Source organism: Novosphingobium sp. IK01 (assembly GCF_033242265.1).
Taxonomy (GTDB): Bacteria; Pseudomonadota; Alphaproteobacteria; order Sphingomonadales; family Sphingomonadaceae; genus Novosphingobium; species Novosphingobium pituita.
On sequence record NZ_BTFW01000001.1, the window covers coordinates 2,969,960 to 2,990,522 of the forward strand.

A 20,563-nucleotide genomic window follows, 5' to 3' on the forward strand; every position below is an offset into this window, starting at 1 on the left:
GCTGACCGGCCCCTTCACCCCCCTTGTATCAGGTGGTTGTGGTATTCAGCGGCGCTCAGCGCTTGACCTGACACTTGACCCCGCCTGCCTGAAGCTTGCTGCACAGCGCATTGGCCGAGGCCAGATCGCCGGGGACGGCCTGAAGGCGGTAGACCGTGCCGATGTCGGCCTTGCCCGCGATCACGCGGTGGTTGATGCCCTTGAGTTCCTCGTGCGCGACGACGAGCTTGGACCAGCCGGTTTCGGCCAGGGCCTGGGTGGAGAAGGCGCCGACCTGCACGCCCACGCCGCTGACGACCGGGGACGGAGCCGGGGCGGCAGGCTTGGCCGCATTCTTCTCCGCAGGCTTTTCACTGGCCGCAGCCAGCGGGGCGATAGGAGCGTTCGAGGCCGTGCCGGCGGCCAGATCGGCGGCGGGATGTTCGCCCTCGCTGACCTTGAAGCTCGAATCGCCGGTGCCCTGGAAGGTCTTGCCGCCCGGATCCTTGGGCGCGACCTTGTAAGGCTCGCGCGAGGCTTCGATCAGGCTGCCGTCTGCGGCGGCAACTGGCGCCTCGCGGTGGGTGAACCAGTAGACCCCGCCCACGATCGCGGCCAGCACGATCAGCGAAATCACGCCCAGCGCGATCAGGCGGCCATTGTCGGGGCCTTCGTCGTCCTGATCGACATCGTCGGCGCTTTCGAGCCAGGGCAGGCGATCCTGCGAGCCCAGATCGAGCGCGCCGGCGGCGGGGGATTCGTGCCCGAACGAGGTGTCCGGCCCCTGCGGCTGCCCGCCCCCGAACTGCCCCCCGCTCTGGCCCCCGTCCTGCCCGCTGTCCTGATTACTGTCCTGACCCGAGAATGCCCCGTTCACCATTGCCTCAAAGCTCCTGAGCGGCCTCGACACCCAGCAGGGCCAGCCCGTTACGGATAACCTGCCCGATTTGCGTGGCGAGGAAAAGGCGCGCCTGCGTTACGGCCGGATCCTGTGCCACAATGAACCGCTTTTCGGGCTTGTCGTTGCCGAAGTTCCAGAAAGCGTGGAACGCGGCGGCCAGATCGTAGAGGAAGAACGCGATCCGGTGCGGTTCGCGCGCGATGGCGGCCCCTTCGACGATACGCGGCAATTGCGCGGCCAGCTTGACCATGGCCAGTTCCTCGTCCCCCAGGAGGTTCAGATTGTCCGCCGACGGGGCGAACCCTTCGGCAGCGCCCTTGCGCAGCGTCGAGCAGATCCGGGCATGGGCATATTGCACATAGAACACCGGGTTGTCCTTCGAGGCTTCGACCACTTTGGCGAAGTCGAAGTCCATCTGCGCGTCGGGCTTGCGGGTGAGCATGGTGAAGCGCACCACGTCCTTGCCCACTTCGTCGACGACATCGGCCAGCGTCACGAAATTGCCCGCGCGCTTGGACATTTTTACCGGCTGGCCGTCGCGCAGCAGTTGGACCATCTGCACGAGCTTGATTTCAAAGGGCTTGGGCGGCTTGCCTTCGGCGCCGGTCAGCGCCGCGACGGCGGCCTTGATGCGCTTGACGGTGCCCGCGTGGTCGGCGCCCCAGATGTCGACGAGGGCGTCGGCGGTCTCGGCCTTCTGGAAGTGGTAGGCAAGATCGGCGCCGAAATAGGTCCAGCTGCCGTCCGACTTCCTGATCGGGCGGTCCTGGTCGTCTCCGAAACGGGTCGAACGGAACAGCGGCAGCTCGACCGGCTCCCAGTCTTCGGGGGTCTTGCCCTTGGGCGCTTCGAGATGGCCGTCATAGACCAGATCGTGCGCGCGCAGCCAGGCTTCGGCGGCCTCGGGCTTGCCGGCGGCCTGAAGTTCGGCTTCCGAGGAGAACAGGTCGTGGACGATGCCCAGCTTGGCAAGGTCGGCCTTGATCATCACCAGCATGGCGGCCACGGCCTGCTTGCGGAACGGCACCAGCCAGTCCGCCTCGGGCGCGCCCACGAAGCGGTCGCCATATTCGGCGGCCAGCGCCTGGCCTAGCGGCACGAGGTAGTCGCCCGGATAGAGCCCTTCGGGGATCGCGCCGACATCTTCGCCCAGCGCTTCGCGGTAGCGGACATGGGCCGAGCGGGCCAGCACGTCGACCTGCGCGCCTGCGTCGTTGACGTAATATTCCTTGATCACCTTGTGCCCGGCAAATTCGAGCAGGGCGGCCAGTGCATCGCCCACCACCGCGCCGCGGCAATGGCCCATGTGCATCGGCCCGGTCGGATTGGCCGAGACATATTCGATGTTGACGGTCGTGCCCCCGCCCAGCGTCGAGCGGCCATAATCGGCCCCGCGCGCGGCGATCAGCGCCAGTTCGTCGAGCCAGGCCTGCGGCGCGAGACGCAAGTTGATGAAGCCGGGACCGGCGATTTCGGCGGAGACCACGCGGTCGTGGCGGCCCAGTTCCTCGACCAGCAGCGTGGCGAGCGCGCGCGGGTTGGTGCCCGCGGGCTTGGCCAGCACCATCGCGGCATTGGTGGCCAGATCGCCGTGGGTGGCATCGCGCGGGGGTTCGCACGTCACCGCGCCGCGCGGCAGGCCCGCGGGCAGGGCGCCCGACGCTTCGAGAGCATCGAGCGCGGCGTCGATCACGCCGGCATAAAGGGCAAACAGCGTCTGGGCGGCAACGGGGCTAGTCGTGGTCATGTCCGCGCGAATAGCGGACTTGGCCCGGCTTGGAAACCCGCGCCCATCAGGCCTGCATCAACGCCGCGCGTTGTATTCGAGCTGGGCGTTGGTGAGCTGGAAGCCGATCAGGTGTTCGAATGTCGCGCTGGCGATGGCCTTGCGCACTTCGGGCAGCGAGAGCGGATCGACGGCGGCGTCGGCCTCGCCCGCGCGGCGCTTGCGTTCGAGGCGGTTGCGCACGCTTTGCGGCAGGCTGGCGGCGGCGCGCTCGACAGTGGCCCCGGCCTTGCCATGGCCAGTCGCGCGGTCCTGTCCGTCGGCGAAGTCGATCGAGACCGTGCCCACGCGCTTGGCGATCACGGCGGTGCCCCCGCGCATGACGGTCGAGAAATAGGGCAGTTCGACATGGCGCGCGCCGTGGGTGTCGAGGCGGCGGGCCAGGACATCGAAGGTCACGTCGCTGGTGACCGGATCGCCCTGGTCGTTGCAGGTGCTGCGCACGTTGGTGATCGTCGCGACCAGATCGAGCGCCCCGGAATCGGTGCGGGCCGGATCGGTGAACAGGGTCACGTCGCCGGTCATTTCGGGAATTTCGACGATCGGGCAGGCCGACCGCAGGGCCGTGACCCCGACCCCGTCCTCGATCACCAGTTCGCCCGAGTTCTTGGTGCAGCCTGCCAGCGCGCCTGCCAGCAGCGTGGTGCCGATCAGGGCCTTGGCAAGCGTGAGAGCGCGGGGCTTGGCGGTCATCAGGGCAGGATCCTTAAAAATGCGCATCGGCAGCCGACAGGGGCCACCCACTGGGTGTGCAACAAAGACGTGCAGCGCCTCCTCTACCCAGCCCCCGGCGCTTGGGCAATGGCGCTGCCCGGATCAGGGTGCTTTTCGCCGCGCTTTTCGCCGCGCTTTTCTTTGGGCGATTTGCGGCGCGGGCCACGGCGCGTTTTACCTGCCCCGGTCTGGCTGCTAAGGACACGGACATGACCGTCAACATCCCGGATTTCGAGCAAGGCGCCTCTGTCGCCACCCCAGGCAGGCAGCTTGCGCCGCTGCGCCTGCTCATTGCCGCCCCGCGCGGCTTTTGTGCAGGGGTCGACCGGGCGATCGAGATCGTCGAACGCGCGATCGAGCGTTATGGCGCGCCGGTCTATGTCCGCCACGAGATCGTTCACAATCGCTACGTGGTCGACAATCTGAAGATCAAGGGGGCGGTGTTCGTCGAGGAACTGGACGAAGTGCCCGATGGCAAGCCGGTGGTCTTTTCCGCCCATGGCGTGCCCAGGGTCGTGCCGGAGGAAGCCACGCAGCGCGGGCTCGACTGGCTCGATGCGACATGTCCGCTGGTCAGCAAGGTCCATCGCCAGGCCCAGCGCCAGGTCGAGGCCGGGCGCCACATCCTCTTCGTGGGCCACCATGGCCACCCGGAGGTGATCGGCACGATGGGGCAGGTGCCCGAAGGCGTGATCACGCTGGTCGAGACGGTCGAGGACGTTGCAGCCCTCGATTTTCCCGCCGACCTGCCGCTCGCCTTCCTGACCCAGACGACGCTTTCGGTCGACGATACCCGGCACATCATCGCCGCGCTCAGGGCGCGTTTCCCCGCCATCATGGGGCCGCGCGCCGAAGACATCTGCTATGCCACCTCCAACCGGCAGGCGGCGGTCAAGGCGATTGCCCCGCACAGCCAGCTCCTGCTGGTGATCGGCGCGCCCAACAGCTCGAACTCGGTGCGGCTGGTCGAAGTGGCCGAGCGCGAGGGTACGCCCGCCCGCCTGATCCGGCGCGCGGACGACATCGACCCGGCCTGGCTGGACGGTGTCGAGACGCTGGGCATCACCGCCGGGGCCTCGGCTCCCGAGGTGCTCGTGCGCGAAGTGGTCGCGCGGCTCGCGCAATGGCGCGAGGTCACCGAAGAAACGGTGACCACCACCGAGGAACACATGGTGTTCAAGCTTCCCCGCCAACTCATCGGCTGAAAGTTCAAGGTTTCATGGCTGTCTATACCCACCTCGGCGCGGAGGACATGGCCGCGCTGCTCGCGCCCTATGGCCTGGGCGATCTCGTCAGCGCCAAGGGCATTGCCGAAGGCGTCTCCAACAGCAACTGGCTGATCGAAACAGCCGGTGACCATCCGGGCGAGACGGTCCGCTTCATCCTCACGATGTACGAATTCCGCATCGAGATCGAGGACTTGCCCTATTTCCTCGGCCTGCTCGACCATCTGGCCGCGCGCGGCTGCCCGGTGCCGCGCTCGATCCACGACCGCGAGGGCGCGCTCTATCGCGAGGTCGATACCCCGCGTGGGCGCAAGGCGCTGGCCCTCATCGAATTCCTGCCCGGCGTGAGCCTGGGCGAGCCGACCGCCGCGCAGGCCCGCGCGGTGGGGGCCGCGCTGGCCGGGCTTCATGGGGCCGCTGCCGATTATGCGCCCACCCGCGCCAATGCCATGGGCCTTGCCGAATGGCAGCGTCTGGCACAGGCCTGCGGCGAGGAGGGCCTGACCAGCATTGATCCCGCGCTCGGCACCCTTGTTGCGCAGCATCTGCCCCGCCTTGCGCGCGAATGGCCCGAAGGCCTGCCGACCGGGGTGATCCACGCCGATCTCTTCCCCGACAATGTGCTGATGCAGGGCGATACGGTCACCGGGCTGATCGACTTCTACTTCGCCTGCAACGACATCATCGCCTATGACCTGGCCGTCACCCACGCGGCCTGGTGTTTTGACGCGAGCGGGCAGACGTTCCGGCCCGATCTCTCCAAGGCCCTGCTCGAAGGCTATGAGGCCGTGCGTCCGCTTGCCGCTGCCGAGCGCGCCGCGCTGCCGGTGCTGGCGCAGGGCGCCGCGATGCGCTTTGCGATGAGCCGCGCGTTCGACTGGCTCAACACGCCCGCCGATGCCCTCGTCACCCGCAAGGACCCGATGGCCTTTGCCCGCCGCCTCGAATTCTATGCCGATCCGGCCAACGCCGGGGTTTTTGCGGCATGAAGGCGGTTGCAATCTTCACCGATGGCGCATGCAAGGGCAATCCGGGCAAGGGCGGCTGGGGCGCGCTCTTGCGCATGGGCGAGCATGAAAAGGAAATGTCCGGTTCCGACCCGGAGACGACCAACAACCGCATGGAGATGATGGCCGCGATCCGCGCGCTCGAAGCCCTGACCCAGCCCTGTCAGGTCACGCTCCACACCGACAGCAAGTATGTGCTCGACGGGATCACCAAGTGGATCTTCGGCTGGCAGAAGCGCGGCTGGAAGACCGCCGACAACAAGCCGGTCAAGAACGAGGACTTGTGGCGCGCGCTGGTCGCCGCCGCGCGTCCGCACAAGATCGACTGGGTCTGGGTGAAGGGCCACGCCGGCCACGCCGAGAACGAGCGCGTCGACAAGCTTGCCAGCGACGCCGCCCGCGCGGCCTGAATAAAGTCTGGCGTGACCTGACGGGGGCTCAGTCTGCTGAAGGCGGGGCTTCCCACGGGGTCATGCGGGCGAGCAGGCGCGCGGCGGCGCGGCGGAAGGCCGCGCGGTCGCGGGCGCCGAAATCGGCGAAAAGCTGCCGCCCCATCTCGGCCATCGCAGGGACCGAGCGGGCGAACATGGCCTGTCCCTGCGCGCTCAGGCGGAACGGCTTGCGGCGGCGGTTGTGGGGGTCTTCGACCGGCTCGATCAGGTCCTTGGCGCGCAGCGAGACGAGCGCGCGGCTCACGTTCATCGGCGGCACACCCATGAGGTCGGACAGTTCGTGTCCGGCCAGTTCGCCATCGCCGCCCAGCGCGAGGATGATGCGCAAGTCGGTCGGCGCAAGGCCGAGCGGTTCGGCCACGCCCCCGCGCAACGGGGCGCCCACGAAGGTCGCCAGCTTGAGCACGTCGACCAGCAGGGCGGCGTCGGGGTCGACATCGTCCATGGTGTTGCGGGGAAGATCGACCGGCGATTTGACAGAAGGTCTGGGAAGGGAAGGCGCGCGCATGCTCATGGGGGCCATTATGGCAAGCGTTGCGCCAGCGGCAAGCGCCCCGGCATGACTTTGCCGGGGTTCTTCACACCGGGATAGGCATTTTTCATACTGGCGCGCGCACTTCGAGGTCGTCGGCATTGGCCTTGGCGAGGATCTTGCGCAGGCTCTCGTGGCTTTGGGGATAGAGCACATCGGCCAGCTTCCAGCCCTCGGGCTCCTGCGAGAGCACGAGGATGAGGGGAATGGTCGGGCTTTCGGTGGTGCCCGTGCGGGCAACCTTCACATGGACCAGTGCGCGGTCGGCGTCGAGCACGGTGGCGGTCACGGTGGGGGCGAGGGCTTTGGGCGCGCTGCACAGGCACAGGGGATTCGATTGCAGGCGGGTGGGGTCGTCGTGGACCGTGTCGGCGACGAGGCCGGCCAGTTCGGGGGTGAAATAGCGGGTGCGCAAGTCGCCGTTGAGCCAGACGGTCTCGTCGATCCCGTCGTCGGCGAACAGCGCGCGGGCAAAGGCGGCAGGATCGGACGGGAGGCTCGCGTCGCGAAAGGGCGCGGCGCTGTCTTCGGGCGCCTGATCGCCGGGCGCGATCACGGGGGGCTGTGTATCGGCCACTGTTGACGCAGGGCTCGACACTGGGCCCGACACTGGAGTCGGAGCGGGCCGGTGGCAGGCGGCCAGCATGGATGGCAGGCACAGCAAGGCCGCGGCAAGGGGCGTTGCACGGGCAATCGATTTCAGGCGGTCGGTCGGCATGTCCAAGGTTTGCGCTTTCTGCACTCCCTGGTCCCCTGCGGGATCCCTAGCGCAAGGCGGGCGGACTGGCGACGGGAAAAGCGCGCTGGCCCGCCCCTTGGGGCATCGGCTTGCGTCAACTCCTGAACACGACGGTCTTGTTCCCGTTGCGCAGGGCGCGGTCTTCGAGGTGAAGGCGGACCGCTTCGGCCAGCACGCGGCGCTCGATGTCGCGGCCCTTGCGCACGAGGTCGTCGGGCCGGTCGGCATGGGTCACGGGCTCGACATCCTGATGGATGATCGGCCCCTCGTCGAGGTCGGCGGTCACATAGTGGCCGGTCGCGCCGATCATCTTGACCCCGCGCGCATGGGCCTGGTGATAGGGTTTGGCGCCCTTGAAGCTGGGCAGGAACGAGTGGTGGATGTTGATGCAGCGGCCCGCCAGGAACGCAGCCAGATCGTCGGACAGGATCTGCATGTAGCGCGCCAGCACCACCAGTTCGGCGCCGGTTTCGGTAATGATGCGCTTGATCTGTGCTTCCTGCTGCGGCTTGGTGTCCTTCGTGATCGGCAGGTGATGATAGGGAATGTCGCCGATCAGCGAGATCGAAAGCGCCTCGCGCGGGTGGTTGCCGACAACCGCCACGACCTCCATCGGCAGTTCGCCGATCCGCGTGCGATAGAGCAGATCACCCAGGCAATGGTCGAATTTCGAGACCATCAGCACCACGCGGCGCTTGTGCGTGGTGTCGCGCAGGCCCCACTCCATCCCATGGCGCGCGGCCAGCGGGGCAAGGGCGGCGCGCAGGGCCTCGGCATTCTTTTCCCCCGGATCGAATACGACCCGCATGAAAAAGCGCCCGGTTTCCTGATCATCGAATTGCTGGGCTTCGAGCACGTTGGCGCCCTGCTCGAACAGGGTGCCGGTCACGCTGGCGACGATGCCGGGCACGTCGGCACAGGAAAAGGTCAGCACAAGGGGGGCGGTCATAAGGCGTGTCTCTCCCGATCTGGTGTTTTTTGCTGTTTGGGCGTTGCGAATCTGTCGGAATATCGTATGTGTTGCATACAAAATCAAACAAGCCAATTTCATTCGGGAGATGATCTGATGGCCGCGACCAACCTTGACCAACTGCTGGGCTCGGTGCCCGATATCGTGAAGATGCTGCGCAATTCGCAGCTTGGCGCTTATGTCTATCCAGTTGTGGCGCCGGAATTTTCCAACTGGCGGAGCGAGCAATGGGCCTGGCAGCATTCGGCGGTGCTGTTCGACCAGTCGCACCACATGGTGAACCTTTACATCCGCGGGAAGGACGCGCTGCGCCTGCTTTCGGACACGATGATCAACAGCCCCAAGGGCTGGGCGGTGAACAAGGCCAAGCAATATGTGCCCACCACGCCCTATGGCCATGTGATCGGCGATGGCATCATCTTCTGGGAAGAGGCTGAATCGTTTACCTACGTGGGCCGCGCCCCGGCCTCGAACTGGCTGCGCTATCATGCCGCGACCGGGGGCTATGACTGCCAGATCGAACTCGACGACCGTTCGCCGATGCGCCCGATGGGCAAGCCCGTGGTCCGCAAGGAATGGCGCTTCCAGATTCAGGGGCCCAAGGCCTGGGCGGTGATCGAGAAGCTCCATGGCGGGCCGCTCGAACAGCTCAAATTCTTCAACATGAGCACGATGCACATCGCCGGGCATACCGTGCGCACGCTGCGCCATGGCATGTCGGGCGCGCCGGGGCTGGAAATCTGGGGCCCCTATGACCAGCAGGAGGAAATCCGCGCGGCCATTCTGGAGGCGGGCAAGGAATTTGGCCTGATTGCCTGCGGCAGCCGCGCCTATCCTTCGAACACGCTGGAATCGGGCTGGATTCCCTCGCCGCTCCCGGCGATCTACACCGGCGAGAAGCTCAAGGGTTTCCGCGAATGGCTCAGCGCCGACAGCTACGAGGCGACCGGTTCGATCGGCGGCTCGTTTGTCGGGGATTCGATCGAGGACTATTACCTCAACCCCTGGGAGCTGGGCTATGGCCCGTTCGTGAAGTTCGACCACGACTTCCACGGGCGCGAGGCGCTTGCCGCGCTTGATCCGGCCGCCCAGCGCCGCAAGGTCACACTGGCCTGGCACCCGGAGGACATGGGCACGATCATGGCCTCGCTGTTCAATCCCGATGGGGACCAGTACAAGTTCTTCGACGTGCCGCTCGCCAACTATGCCTCGTCGAACTACGACCGGGTGATCGACGCTGCGGGCAAGACCGTGGGCCTCTCGATGTTCACCGGCTATTCCTACAACGAGAAGCAGGCGCTCAGCCTCGCCACGATCGACCCGTCGATCCCCGTGGGCAGCGAAGTGCGCGTGGTCTGGGGCGAGGAAAACGGTGGCACGGCCAAGACCACCGTCGAACCGCACAAGCAGATCGCGGTGCGCGCCATCGTCTCGCCGGTGCCCTACAGCCGTGTCGCGCGCGAGGCCTATGCCGAAGGCTGGCGCACCGCCGAAGTGGCCTGATCCTGACCGGGAAGACGGGCGGCGCCATCCTTGCCGGGAAGGCCGCCGCCCGTCTTGCCACTCCATCTGGCTGATCCATCAGGGAGAGGCATGCGCCATGGGATATGCACAACTCCACCCCAACTGGGAGCGGACCCCGGTGGGGATCACCGAAGGCTTCTCGCTTGAAATGACCGCGCGCGACATCGGGGCCCTGCACGAGGCCGCGTCGATGATCCCGGCGCAAACCCCCATCGCGATCCCCTGGCTGCCCGGCGAGGCGCTTGCCGCAAGGGTGGCCGCAGCTGTCGCCGTGCGGGCGCTGGGGTGCGAACCGATGCCCCATTTCTCGGCGCGGCGGATCGTCGATGCCGGGGAATTCGAGGCCTATCTGGCCGCTGTCGTGGAGCAGGCCAGGGTGCGCCGCTGCTTTGTCGTCGCGGGCGACCCGCCAGAGCCGCAGGGGCCGTTTTTCGACAGTGCGGCGCTGATCGCCACGGGCGCCTTCGAGCGTGCCGGGATCACCGCCATCGGTATCGGCGGCCACCCGGACGGGCATCCGCAGATGAGCGAGGTACAATGCTGGGCGGCGATCGAAAACAAGGTCGCGGCGATCACCGCGCGCGGCATGGCGCCGCTGATCGTCACCCAGTTCGGTTTTGACGCGCGCTCGGTCCTCGACTGGCTCACGGCCTTGCGCGCGCGCGGGATCGACGCGCCGGTGCGGATCGGGGTTCCCGGGCCTGCCGGGATCAAGCGTCTGCTGGGCTTTGCCGCGCGGTGCGGGGTGGGCGCTTCGGCAAGCGTGATGAAGAAATACGGGGTTTCGCTCGGCAACCTGCTGGGCAGCGCCGGGCCCGACCGGATGGTCGGGGCTTTTGCGCGCGAACTGGGGCCCGAACATGGCCGCGTGCGCCTGCATTTCTATCCGTTTGGCGGCATTGCCAAGACCGTCGAATGGATCGCCGCGTGGGAGCGCCAGAACAAGACCTGATCCGCACGAGAGCAGTTGAGCGCGGCGTCCCGTCCCGTTAGGCCCTTGCTGTGTCGCCGCATTGTTGGCGCGAAGGCAAAAGGGGCAGGCATGACGGCGATGAAGGCGTTTTCGCTGGAAGATCAGCACGCGTTTGCGCGGCTTTCGGGCGATGCCAACCCGATCCATGTCGATCCGCTGGCCGCGCGGCGGCTTCAGTTTGGCGAGCCGGTGGTCCATGGGGTTCACATCCTGCTGCGCGCGCTCGACGGATTCTGGGCGCAGGCCGGTGCGCCGCGCGCGCTGGCTGCGGTTCAGGCGGTGTTCCTGCGTCCGTTGCGGCTGGGCCGGGTGGCGCGGGTGGAAACCCGCGGGCAGAAGGCCGACGGGGCGCGGCTGGTCGTCGTGGGGGACGAGGGCGAGGATCTGGTCCGCATCACCGTGCGCTGGGCTGCCGGGGCGCCAACCGGAACAGGGGATTTCGGGGGTCCCGCGCACCGGGCCGCTCCGGCGGAACCGGCCGGGTTTGCCGATCTGGCCGGGACGGTCGGGGTCGGCTGTGATCCGGTCTTGCTGGCGCGGCTCCTGCCGCATCTGGCGGCGGCCTTGCCAGCGCGGCACCTCGCGTTGATTCTGGCGACGACCTATCTGGTGGGCATGGAGGCGCCGGGGCGCCATTCGCTGTTCACCCAGCTCGACCTGACGTTTGATCCGCAACCGGGCCATGGCGACCTTGCCTGGCAGGTCCGCCGCTTTGACGAGCGGTTTTCGCTGCTCACGCTCGGGCTTGAGGCGGGGGATGCGCGGGGTGAAGTGCGCGCGCTGGTGCGCGCGGCGCCCGTGGTTCAGGCGGGGATGGAGACGATTGCCGCCCATGTCCGGCCCGGCGCCTTTGCCGGACAGCGGGCGCTGGTGGTGGGCGGTTCGCGCGGGCTGGGCGAAGTGGCGGCCAAGCTGCTGGCGGCGGGCGGGGCGCAAGTCTGCCTGACCTATCGCACCGGCGCGGACGAGGCGCGCGCGGTGGCGGATCAGATCGACCGATGGAACGGGCCCGAGGCGCAGGCCGTGCAGGTGGCGCGGTTCGATGCGGCCAGCCCGCCTGCTCATGATCTGGCGGCACTGGCACAGTGGGCTCCGAGCCACCTGTATTACTTTGCCTCGCCCTTCATCCAGACCGGGCAGCTTGACCGTTTTTCGCACGATCTCTTCGCGCGGTTCTGCGCGGTCTATGTGGCGGGTTTCGTCACGCTGGCGGGGGCCTTGCGCGGCAGCCTTGTCGGCGCATTTGCCCCCTCGTCGGTCCATGTCGAGGCGCCGCCGCCCACCTTGCGCGAATATGCGGCGGCCAAGGCCGCGGCGGAATTTGCCGGCACGCACCTTTTGCCGGCGGGGCTGGCCTGCGCCATGCCCCGTCTGCCCGTCCTCCTCACCGACCAGACTGCCGCGCTGGCCGATGGCGCGATGGAGGAGGCCTGCGCCGTTCTGCTGGCTGCGCTCAGTCCGAGCCGAACAGGTCGCGGGTGAAGACCTTGTCCCTGATGTCGGCGATGGCCGGGGTCATGCGGTTGGCGATCACCACGTCGCACTCGGCCTTGAAGGTGTCGAGGTCGCGCACGACCTGCGAGCCGAAGAAGGTGTCCTCGTTCATCGTCGGCTCGTAGATCACCACTTCGATGCCCTTGGCCTTGATCCGCTTCATGATCCCCTGGATCGAGGACTGGCGGAAATTGTCCGACCCGGCCTTCATCACCAGGCGGAACACGCCGACCTTTTTGGGCTTTTTCGCGATGATCTGGTCGGCCAGGAAATCCTTGCGGGTGCGGTTGGCATCGACGATCGCGCGGATCAGGTTCTGCGGCACTTCCGAATAGTTGGCCAGCAGCTGCTTGGTGTCCTTGGGCAGGCAATAGCCGCCATAGCCGAAACTGGGGTTGTTGTAGTGCTTGCCGATGCGCGGATCGAGGCTCACGCCGTCGATGATCTGGCGCGTGTCCATGCCCCCGGCGATGGCATAGCTGTCGAGTTCGTTGAAGAAGGCGACGCGCATGGCGAGGTACGTGTTGGAGAACAGCTTGATGGCTTCGGCCTCGCGCGCGTCGGTGAAGAGGATGTCGATGTCCTTCTTGACCGCGCCCTCGCGCAGCAGGTCGGCAAAGACGCGCGCGCGTTCCGAGCGTTCGCCCACGATGATCCGCGAGGGGTGGAGATTGTCGTAGAGCGCGCGGCCCTCGCGCAGGAATTCGGGGCTGAAGATCACCTGGTCGGTCTTGAACCGCGCGCGCACGTCGTCGACGAAGCCGACCGGGATGGTCGACTTGATCACGATGGTCGCATGGGGGTTGGCTGCGATGGTTGCGGCGATCACCGCCTCGACCGAACTGGTGTCGAACTTGTTGGTATCGACATCGTAGTTGGTGGGGGTAGCCACGATCACATAGTCGGCATCGGCCAGCGCGGCCTGTGCGTCGAGCGTGGCGGTCAGGTCGAGCTCGCGCGTGGCGAGGAATTCTTCCAGCTCCGCATCGACGATCGGCGACTTGCGATCATTGAGCAGGGCCACGCGATCAGCGTTCACGTCCACCGCTATGACATGGTTGTGTTGCGCAAGCAGGGCCGCGTTGGACAGGCCAACATATCCAAGACCGAAAACCGCAATCTTCATCGTGCCATCACTCACGCTTGCGTTGATGCCGGGCCTGCGCCAGCGGTCAGGCTGGCACAGGCTCTCATGGGTGGCTTCGCGCCGGGAAGGCGCAATAACCGGGAAAGTCTATTCCGCATTGCAGCATAGTGCGTCAACGTAATTGTGGCACCGGGTCGCGCGGATTTTATGACAAGGACTGACCAATTAAGAGGCGGAAACCTGCTCTGTCGCGATGAAATCGGTCTGATCGTCCTCGAAATAAGCGGCGGTCAGTATTCCGGTGTGATAGGCGCCGGTGTCGATGCCGATTCGATTGTGTTGGCGATCTATGCTGGGGGAGATGCTGTGGCCATGAACGATCACTGCGCCATGGTCGCTTTCATCGGCAAGGAATTCGTCGCGAATCCAGATCAGGTCCTGCTTGCTCTGCCGGTCGAGCGGCACCCTGGGTTTGACCCCGGCATGGCAGAAGAAATAGTCGCCCGAGCGCGCGGTGAGCGCCCATGTGCCGATGAAGGTCATCAGGTCGTGGGGCAGGCTGTCGCGCACGGCGCGCAGGATGCGCGGATCGTAGAGGTCGTCGTCGCGCCCGATGTGCAGGCCGAAGCTGGCCAGCGTCTCGCGCCCGCCCACGCGCATCCAGGCCCGGAACGTGCGCGCATCGCCCCGCCAGGTGCGCAGCATCATGTCCTCGTGGTTGCCCAGCAGCATGTGCTGCCCGCGCGCCTGTTTCGTCCAGTCGTGCAGGTAGTGCAGGGCCTGGGCCGATTCCGGGCCACGGTCGACGATGTCGCCCAGCAGCAGGACGTGCAGTTTTTCGGCGTCCTTGCGGCTGCGCGAATGCTGCTCGATCTGGCGCATCAGCTGGCGCAGCAGGTCGTAGCGGCCATGCACGTCGCCGATCACGTAGATGCGCTCTCCCCGGGCGGCCCGACGGGTGCGGGGGCGGGAGCGTGACGAGGATCGGCGGGGTGTCATGGCGGGCGAAGTTGGACCTGATCGGGCGGGGGAGGAATGCGATTGGGCGAGGGACGTGCAGGCGGTGATGCCGTACATGGCCTGTCGCTGCAAGCGCGGCCCATTCTCTTTTGCGCGAGATGTGTGCAAGATTTGGGTTGTCGAGATCGTGCTGCAATGCAAGACAGAGCGAGACATGTTGAGACGCGCAGGTGCGATGACCGGAATTCTAGCCATTGCATCAGGTGGGGGGCATTGGGACGAACTGATGCTTCTTCGGTCTGCGTTCGATGGTCGTGACGTTGTCTATGCTACGACCAACTCACAACTTTCGGTTCGCGACGGAATTTCGCATGTCGAAGTTCTGCCCGATTGCAATCGCGATCAGGTGATGAATTCGCTGCACTGCCTCTGGGCCAGCCTGCGTCTGGTCTGGCGCTTGCGACCGCGAGTCGTGGTGACGACGGGGGCCTTGCCGGGCCTGTTCTGCCTGATCGCGGCGCGCCTGCTGGGGGCGCGGACGGTCTGGGTCGACAGCATCGCCAATTCCGACGAACCGTCTCTGAGTGGCCGGGTGGCGCGTCCGTTCACCTCGCTCTGGTTGACCCAGTGGCCGCATCTGGCCGATGGCAAGGCCATGCTCTATCGCGGCGCGCTCCTGTGATCCTGGTAACTGTCGGCACGCAATTGCCGTTCGACCGCCTCATCCGCATGATGGACGAGATGGCCCCGGAATTCGACGAACCGGTGATCGCGCAGATCGGCCGCGCGCACTATGAACCGGTGAACATGGAATGGCACCGAGTCATCCCTCCGCTCGAATTCGAGCCGCTGGTCGACCGGGCCAGGGTGATCGTCTCGCATGCCGGGATTGGCACGATCCTGACGGCCGAGCGCCATGGGCGCAGCCTGATCCTGTTCCCGCGCGCGGTCGAGATGGGCGAGCATCGCAATGATCACCAGATGGCCACGGCCAGCGCGATGAGTGGCCGTGAAGGCGTGGCCGTGGCGCGCGATGCAGCCGATCTGCGGCGCCTGATCGCCCATCCGCCACCCCCTGCGCGCCCTTCGCGCGATATGGCGGGCCGCGAGGGTGTCTGCGCGGAAATCGCCCGTTTTCTGCAAACCTGCATTGGGCCAGAGTGATGGAAGCCGAATTCAAACCGGACGGGGCGCCCGAGACCGGGCAGGAGCCGGATATGCCGGCCGGGGAAGGCCCCGGCTTTGCCGTGATGCAGGCGCAAGGCCCAGAGGATGTATCGTCGGATGTCCCGCCGGATGGCGGATCTGGGCAGCGGTCGGGAGAGCGTCGGCGGGTCCGTCGCCGCCGATCCGTCGATGGCAGTTCGCGTGATGTCTCTTCCTCGCGGTCGGGCCGTTCGCGGGACGGCACCTCGCGCGAGAAGGAGAGCCGCACGAAAGAGCCGCGCAGGCGCCGTCATCGCGCCGCGACCACGGCGGCCAGGCCGATCCTCGACAAAGTGCTCAATGCCGCACTGGTCGGCCTGCTCGCGCTCGTGCTGTTCGGTCCTTACATGACCTATGGCAACACTGTGGCAGGTGGTGGCCAGCTCATTCGCCAGTTGGGGTATACGCTGGTCGCGGTTGCGGCGATCATTGCCGTGCGCGGGCTGGAAGTGCGCCAGCGCCTCAAGGTCGTGCCCCTGCCCCTGCTGCTGGCGGTGGGCTGGTGTGGCTTGAGTGTCGCCTGGGCAATCGAACCCTCGATTTCGGTGCGGCGCTTCGTGCTCATGGCCATGACGCTGTGGACGGTGTTCGTCATCGTGCAGAACATGCGCTGGCCTGCCGTGCTGGCCACGGTGCGGGTGGCGCTGGTGGTCATGCTGGTGCTCAATTATGCAGCGGTTCTGATCGATCCGGTCCACGCGATCCATGGCGGGGTGGCCGACTTCGACGATACGTTCGTGGGCAGCTGGTATGGCGTGATGGGGCACAAGAACCAGGCGGGTCTGGTCTGCGCGCTCACCATCGTGTTCTTTGCGTTTGACCGCGGCAAGATACCCCGGATCGCGCAATTCGCGGTTATCGCGGCATCATGCTATTTCATTTGGCGGTCCCATTCCAAGACTTCGCTGGGGGTCTGCGCGATGGCCATCGCGCTGGCAGCCTTCTTTTCCTACTATCGCTACCAGTATCGCTCGGCGCTGGTGGGCGGGCTGGTGGTGGTGGCCACGCTGCTGTTCGGCTTGCAGAACTTCTATCTCCCCGCGATTGGCCACCTGATAAATACCCCGATGACCTTTACCGGGCGTACCGAGATCTGGAGCGCGGTCTGGCGCTTCATCGTGGCCCATCCGGTGCTGGGGGCCGGCTATGGCTCGTTCTGGAACATCGGCCCGGCCAGCCCGATTTTTACTTATGGTTTCGGCTGGGTGCAGGAGGTGTCCGAGGGCCACAACGGCTATCTCGACCTGCTTGCCGCCATCGGGCCGATCGGCTTCCTGCTGGTGATCGCGGGGGCCTATGTCGTGCCGATTGTGCGACTGATCGGCTGGCGTCAGGCGCAGCAGGACACCGGCGCTTTGCTGATGGCGATGATGATCTTTATCATCGGCCACAACTTCACCGAGAGCAGCCTGTTTGACCGCGACACTATCGGGCAGGTGTTCCTGATGCTGACCGTCGCTGCGATCTGGTCGGTCAATCCGCGCTCGCGCGCGGCGGAATCGGGGGGAAGCGACCTGTTCGGCTGGGCCAATCGTGACGAGACAGACAGCACGGCGCGCGCGGCTCCGGCGCGGGGCTGAGCGCCAGCCATGCGCATCTGCCTGATCGGCGGTTCGCCCGCCCAGCCCGGTGGCCTCGAAGCCTTCTGCGACCGGGTCGCTGCCGCGGCACGCGGGGCTGACGATCTCGCGATTACCCAGTTTTCGACCAATACAGCCTATCGTCCGCTGCGCTCCATGGCCTTGCTGCCCTGGCGGCTGGTGGCCTTGCGCCGGGCCTTGCGCGGGTGCGATCTGGCCTGGGTTCAGGTCAGCAATCTGCCCGAGGCCTACTACGTCGTGCTGGCGCGACTGGCCGGGGGCAGGGTTCTGGTCACGCCCCATTTTGGCGCCAACAGCAAGCTGGTCACGCATCGGGTGGTCCGTCCGGTGGTGCATGCGCTGCTGGGACGGGCGCATCGCATGGCCTTGCTGTTTGCGGGGCAGGAGGCTGAAATCGGTCTGCCCGTTCGCGTGCCGGTTTCGGTTCTGGGGTCGTTTCTGCCTGCAAATGCCTTTGTAGCCGGGGGGCAGGCGGTGTCGGGTGCCCCTCTGCGGCTGATCCATGCCGCCCGGTTTTCCGCTGCCAAGGGCACGCTGCGCATGCTTGAGGTCTGCGCCCGTCTGGCGCGGGCAGGGGTACCGTTTCGGGCGCGCCTGATCGGGCGGGGGGACCCGGAAACAATGGCGCAGATCGAGCGCATGATTGCCGCCGAAGGATTGGGGGCCAGCGTGGAGCTGACTGGCTGGCTTGACGAAGCGGCCCTGCAACAGGCCCTGCGCGAGGCCGATGTGCTGGTTCATCTCTCGATGATCGATAGCTTCCCGCTGATCGTGCTCGAAGCTCTGGCGGCAGGGACCCTGCCGCTGGTCTGGCCGATGGCCGGGGTCGAGGCGATGTTGGAAGGGGTGGCCGGGTTGGAAGGGCGCGGCGGGATGGTGGTCGATCCGGCCGATCCGGTGTCTTCGGGCTTTGCCCTGTTGACCACAGGCTCGCCCGATGAGCTGCGCGCGCGGGGGGAGGCGGTCGGGAAGGCGGCGCGCGCGACTTTTGGCTGGCCGGCCATGCTGGACCGCTTGCGAACGATAGCGGCCGCTACGCTGGAACGCCCGGCACGGCGGGGGTGATCTCGCGGGCCTCGACGCCGCTTGCAGGATCGCGCTGACGGCGGGCGAGACCGCCGATCATGGCCAGCGCGGTCAGGTTCCATTGGCAGAACGAGTAGATCCCCAGCCGCAGCGAGCGCCGCCGCAGGCTCAGGAACAGCACCGGCAATGCGACCAGTGCGACCAGTGCCGGGCCTTGTCCGGCCCCTGCTCCTGTCAGGGCGAGGCCCAGTCCGAGCCCCCACCAGCCCACGATCACGCCGCCCACGCGCACCGGCGTGAGCTGGCGGAGCACCCGGCCACAGTGCGGATGCCCGAGGGCCGCGCGCAGGACTTGCCCGGCCCCGCTCATCCGTCCGGAGGAAAAGCGCCGCCAGAGCAGGCGATAGCCGCTGGTGGCATGGCCGGTATGCTCGACCGCCGGACGGTCGATCCGCGCGAGGCTCCACCCTGCCGCGCCGAGACGGGCGGCAAGGTCGAATTCCTCAAACGATTGCAGGTTGGCATTGGCAAAATAGCCCAGCGCGCGGATGGCCGCGGTGCGGTAGAGGCCGCCCCCGTCGAGCCGGTCGACCGGTCCCTCGCGGCGGTGTGCCTCGTGGGCCATGGCGGCCTGCCGGATCTGGAATTCCTCGTTGGCGATCAGGGTCTCGATCACCGTTCCGCCAACGCCCGCACAGCCGGGATGGGCTTCGAGATAGGTGAGCGCGGGTGCCAGAAAATCCTCGCGCAGGCGCATGTCGCCATCCATCAGGTAGAAATAGGGGGTGTCCACACCTTGGTAGGCAAGCTGGGCGCCCGCCCCGCACGAGCGTTGTTCCCGATGGGCGAGGGTCAGGATGCGCAAGGGCGCGGTCGCGGCAAGGCTCCGGGCGATGGCCAGCGTGGCATCGCGCGATCCGCAATCGGCCAGCACGACCCGGCCGCCCAGCGGTGCGACCGCGCGCAGCGCTGTTTCGAGCGCGGCGCGGATATGGGCTTCCTCGTCGAGGGCCTTGATAGCCACGGTGACTGTCATGAAGAAACCGTCATGCAGGCTCTCCTTGCTGTCTTGCCCCCTGTTGCCGCGCCACAACGCGGCCATGGGCGCGCAGCAGCAGCAGGGCCGAGAGGCCTTCACCCAGACAGATGGCCAGAATCGTCCATTCGGGCGGGGCCATCAGCACCAGCAGGAGCGAGCCTGCCAGACTGAGCGGAGCCCCGAGGATACGGGGCCAGGCCAAGTCTGAAAAGGCCCCGCGTGCCTGCATTTCGACCGCTTCGGGCAAATAGAGGCAGCGGATGAGCATGGCAGTCGTCCACAGCCACCCGGCCACGCGCAAGGCATGCAGGTCGTACTGGTCGTGAAACAGCAGGTGGGGCCAGCCATGGAGCGCGGCCCAGGTCAGCCCCACTGTGGCCAGCCAGCCGGCAAGGGCAACCGCACGGAACAGGCGGCGGGTGGCGATCAGGCGCGCGCGGTCACCGGGGCCGCACAGCCGGGCCATGCGCGCGCGTTCGAGTTCGCTCAGCGCATTGAGCGCGACCGTCCCCGGTTTGGAAAGGACCGTGCTGGCCGCAACCGCGGCAAAGCCGCCGGGCCCGGCAATCGCGGTCACGATGTAGCTATGGGCATTGCCCGTGGTTTCGGTGGCGATCAGTCCGATCAGCGACCATGCCGCGCCCTCGCGCCAGATCCGCCGGTATTCCCCCAGGCAGGCCCGCGTGGGGCCTTGCGCCAGCGCTTGGGGCAGCAGACGCAGCAAGGGCAGCAGGCCGAGCAGATGCCCCGCCATGAGGATGCCCAGCACGAGGTGAAGATCCTGCCGGTGCAGGAGGGTAAGTGTCGTGGTCAGCGTCAGTACGCAGGCCGTATAGAGCAGGTCGGAGCCCACGATCCGGGTCTGGCGGTTCTCGCTGTAGCCCGCCACGCGCAAAAACTGGCGAATGCCCCCCGCCGCCACCAGCACCGCATAGACGAGGCTTTCGGCAAGTTTTGCACCAATCAGCAGTGCGACCGCCAGCGAAAGCAGCGCGCAGACCAGTGCAAAGAGCGGCTGGAGCCGTACCACGGCCTGACTGGAGATTTGCGCCCGTGTGCTGTCGGGATGGGCCAGCAGGCTGGCCAGTGGCGCCGAAAACAGCGCGCCGCCCAGTCCCCAGACCAGTTGACTCACGATCATCAGGAACGAGAAGCGCGCAAAGTCGGCGGGCGGCATGCGCCCGAGCAAGGCCAGGGTCAGAACGAACTGGGCCCCCGAACTGCCCGCTGTTCCGGCCAGCGCGGCGCCGTAGCGGGCCAGATCGCCCAGACTGTGGTGTGGCCTGCTCATGGGAGAGCGGGGGCTGCCTGTGGAAAGCAGGCCCCGCATCCTCTGGCTGCTGGGTC

20 protein-coding genes are annotated in these 20,563 nt (G+C 66.8%); 10 read left to right on the top strand and 10 right to left on the bottom strand.

Annotated features, from left to right (window positions below):
- Positions 1–55: 55 nt before the first annotated feature.
- The 3 genes from SBI20_RS13645 to SBI20_RS13655 are packed head-to-tail and all read right to left on the bottom strand — an operon-like array spanning position 56 to position 3,359.
- Positions 56–859 carry an SPOR domain-containing protein gene (locus SBI20_RS13645; protein WP_317975538.1) on the bottom strand — a complete coding sequence of 268 codons (804 nt, stop codon included), beginning with the start codon at positions 857–859 and terminating at the stop codon, positions 56–58.
- 4 nt (positions 860–863) lie between these two features.
- Positions 864–2,627: an arginine--tRNA ligase gene (gene argS, locus SBI20_RS13650; protein WP_317975539.1), complete on the bottom strand. Its 1,764-nt coding sequence runs from the start codon at positions 2,625–2,627 to the stop codon at positions 864–866.
- A gap of 57 nt (positions 2,628–2,684) precedes the next feature.
- The gene (locus SBI20_RS13655; RefSeq protein WP_317975540.1) at positions 2,685–3,359 is read right to left on the bottom strand and encodes a hypothetical protein; all 675 of its coding nucleotides are present in this window, start codon (positions 3,357–3,359) and stop codon (positions 2,685–2,687) included.
- Between the two features lie 230 nt (positions 3,360–3,589).
- Here SBI20_RS13655 and ispH point away from each other — a divergent pair, with 230 nt between their 5' ends.
- From ispH to rnhA, 3 genes are read left to right on the top strand one after another with little or no spacing between them, the layout of a single operon-like run.
- A complete protein-coding gene (gene ispH, locus SBI20_RS13660) occupies positions 3,590–4,585 on the top strand; it encodes a 4-hydroxy-3-methylbut-2-enyl diphosphate reductase (protein ID WP_317975541.1) in 996 nt (331 codons plus the stop codon).
- Positions 4,586–4,599: 14 nt separating this feature from the next.
- Positions 4,600–5,595 carry a homoserine kinase gene (gene thrB / locus SBI20_RS13665; protein ID WP_317975542.1) on the top strand — a complete coding sequence of 332 codons (996 nt, stop codon included), beginning with the start codon at positions 4,600–4,602 and terminating at the stop codon, positions 5,593–5,595.
- Positions 5,592–6,023 carry a ribonuclease HI gene (gene rnhA / locus SBI20_RS13670; protein ID WP_317975543.1) on the top strand — a complete coding sequence of 144 codons (432 nt, stop codon included), beginning with the start codon at positions 5,592–5,594 and terminating at the stop codon, positions 6,021–6,023. The genes thrB and rnhA overlap by 4 nt, the downstream gene beginning before the upstream one ends.
- Positions 6,024–6,051: 28 nt before the next feature.
- Here rnhA and SBI20_RS13675 read toward each other — a convergent pair whose 3' ends face one another.
- The 3 genes from SBI20_RS13675 to purU form a co-directional block, all read right to left on the bottom strand.
- Positions 6,052–6,573, bottom strand: coding sequence for a MarR family winged helix-turn-helix transcriptional regulator (locus tag SBI20_RS13675; protein WP_317975544.1), 522 nt, complete (start codon positions 6,571–6,573; stop codon positions 6,052–6,054).
- Positions 6,574–6,664: 91 nt separating this feature from the next.
- On the bottom strand, positions 6,665–7,174 hold the full coding sequence (locus SBI20_RS13680; RefSeq protein ID WP_317975545.1) for a hypothetical protein: 510 nt from the start codon (positions 7,172–7,174) through the stop codon (positions 6,665–6,667).
- Between the two features lie 256 nt (positions 7,175–7,430).
- On the bottom strand, positions 7,431–8,285 hold the full coding sequence (gene purU, locus SBI20_RS13685; protein ID WP_317975546.1) for a formyltetrahydrofolate deformylase: 855 nt from the start codon (positions 8,283–8,285) through the stop codon (positions 7,431–7,433).
- A gap of 117 nt (positions 8,286–8,402) precedes the next feature.
- On the opposite strand from purU, the gene ligM reads away from it, so the two are divergent.
- The 3 genes from ligM to SBI20_RS13700 all read left to right on the top strand — a co-directional run bounded on the left by ligM (position 8,403) and on the right by SBI20_RS13700 (position 12,285).
- Entirely contained in the window at positions 8,403–9,809 is a 1,407-nt protein-coding gene (gene ligM / locus SBI20_RS13690; protein WP_317975547.1) for a vanillate/3-O-methylgallate O-demethylase, read from the top strand.
- A gap of 97 nt (positions 9,810–9,906) precedes the next feature.
- Positions 9,907–10,782, top strand: coding sequence for a methylenetetrahydrofolate reductase (locus SBI20_RS13695; protein WP_317975548.1), 876 nt, complete (start codon positions 9,907–9,909; stop codon positions 10,780–10,782).
- Between the two features lie 90 nt (positions 10,783–10,872).
- Complete coding sequence (locus SBI20_RS13700) at positions 10,873–12,285, top strand: SDR family NAD(P)-dependent oxidoreductase (protein WP_317975549.1); 1,413 nt, start codon at positions 10,873–10,875, stop codon at positions 12,283–12,285.
- On the opposite strand, the gene SBI20_RS13705 is transcribed toward SBI20_RS13700, so the two are convergent.
- Complete coding sequence (locus SBI20_RS13705) at positions 12,257–13,423, bottom strand: nucleotide sugar dehydrogenase (RefSeq protein ID WP_317975550.1); 1,167 nt, start codon at positions 13,421–13,423, stop codon at positions 12,257–12,259. The genes SBI20_RS13700 and SBI20_RS13705 overlap by 29 nt on opposite strands.
- Before the next feature lie 186 nt (positions 13,424–13,609).
- Complete coding sequence (locus SBI20_RS13710; RefSeq protein ID WP_317975551.1) at positions 13,610–14,311, bottom strand: metallophosphoesterase; 702 nt, start codon at positions 14,309–14,311, stop codon at positions 13,610–13,612.
- A gap of 319 nt (positions 14,312–14,630) precedes the next feature.
- Between SBI20_RS13710 and SBI20_RS13715 the strand changes: the two genes are divergently transcribed.
- From SBI20_RS13715 to SBI20_RS13730, 4 genes are read left to right on the top strand one after another with little or no spacing between them, the layout of a single operon-like run.
- The gene (locus SBI20_RS13715; RefSeq protein ID WP_317975552.1) at positions 14,631–15,026 is read left to right on the top strand and encodes a glucuronosyltransferase; all 396 of its coding nucleotides are present in this window, start codon (positions 14,631–14,633) and stop codon (positions 15,024–15,026) included.
- The gene (locus SBI20_RS13720; RefSeq protein ID WP_317975553.1) at positions 15,023–15,508 is read left to right on the top strand and encodes a glycosyltransferase; all 486 of its coding nucleotides are present in this window, start codon (positions 15,023–15,025) and stop codon (positions 15,506–15,508) included. Before SBI20_RS13715 ends, SBI20_RS13720 begins: the two co-directional genes overlap by 4 nt.
- Complete coding sequence (locus tag SBI20_RS13725; protein WP_317975554.1) at positions 15,508–17,130, top strand: O-antigen ligase family protein; 1,623 nt, start codon at positions 15,508–15,510, stop codon at positions 17,128–17,130. The genes SBI20_RS13720 and SBI20_RS13725 overlap by 1 nt, the downstream gene beginning before the upstream one ends.
- A 9-nt stretch (positions 17,131–17,139) precedes the next feature.
- Positions 17,140–18,216 (top strand): glycosyltransferase family 4 protein, encoded by a 1,077-nt coding sequence (locus tag SBI20_RS13730; protein ID WP_317975555.1) that lies wholly within the window; start codon positions 17,140–17,142, stop codon positions 18,214–18,216.
- Here the strand turns inward: SBI20_RS13730 and SBI20_RS13735 are convergent.
- Positions 18,185–19,201, bottom strand: a complete 1,017-nt coding sequence (locus SBI20_RS13735) for a glycosyltransferase (RefSeq protein ID WP_317975556.1) — start codon at positions 19,199–19,201, stop codon at positions 18,185–18,187. The two genes, SBI20_RS13730 and SBI20_RS13735, sit on opposite strands and share 32 nt — an antisense overlap.
- Positions 19,202–19,223: 22 nt before the next feature.
- The gene (locus SBI20_RS13740; protein WP_317975557.1) at positions 19,224–20,507 is read right to left on the bottom strand and encodes a polysaccharide biosynthesis protein; all 1,284 of its coding nucleotides are present in this window, start codon (positions 20,505–20,507) and stop codon (positions 19,224–19,226) included.
- Between the last annotated feature and the right edge of the window lie 56 nt (positions 20,508–20,563).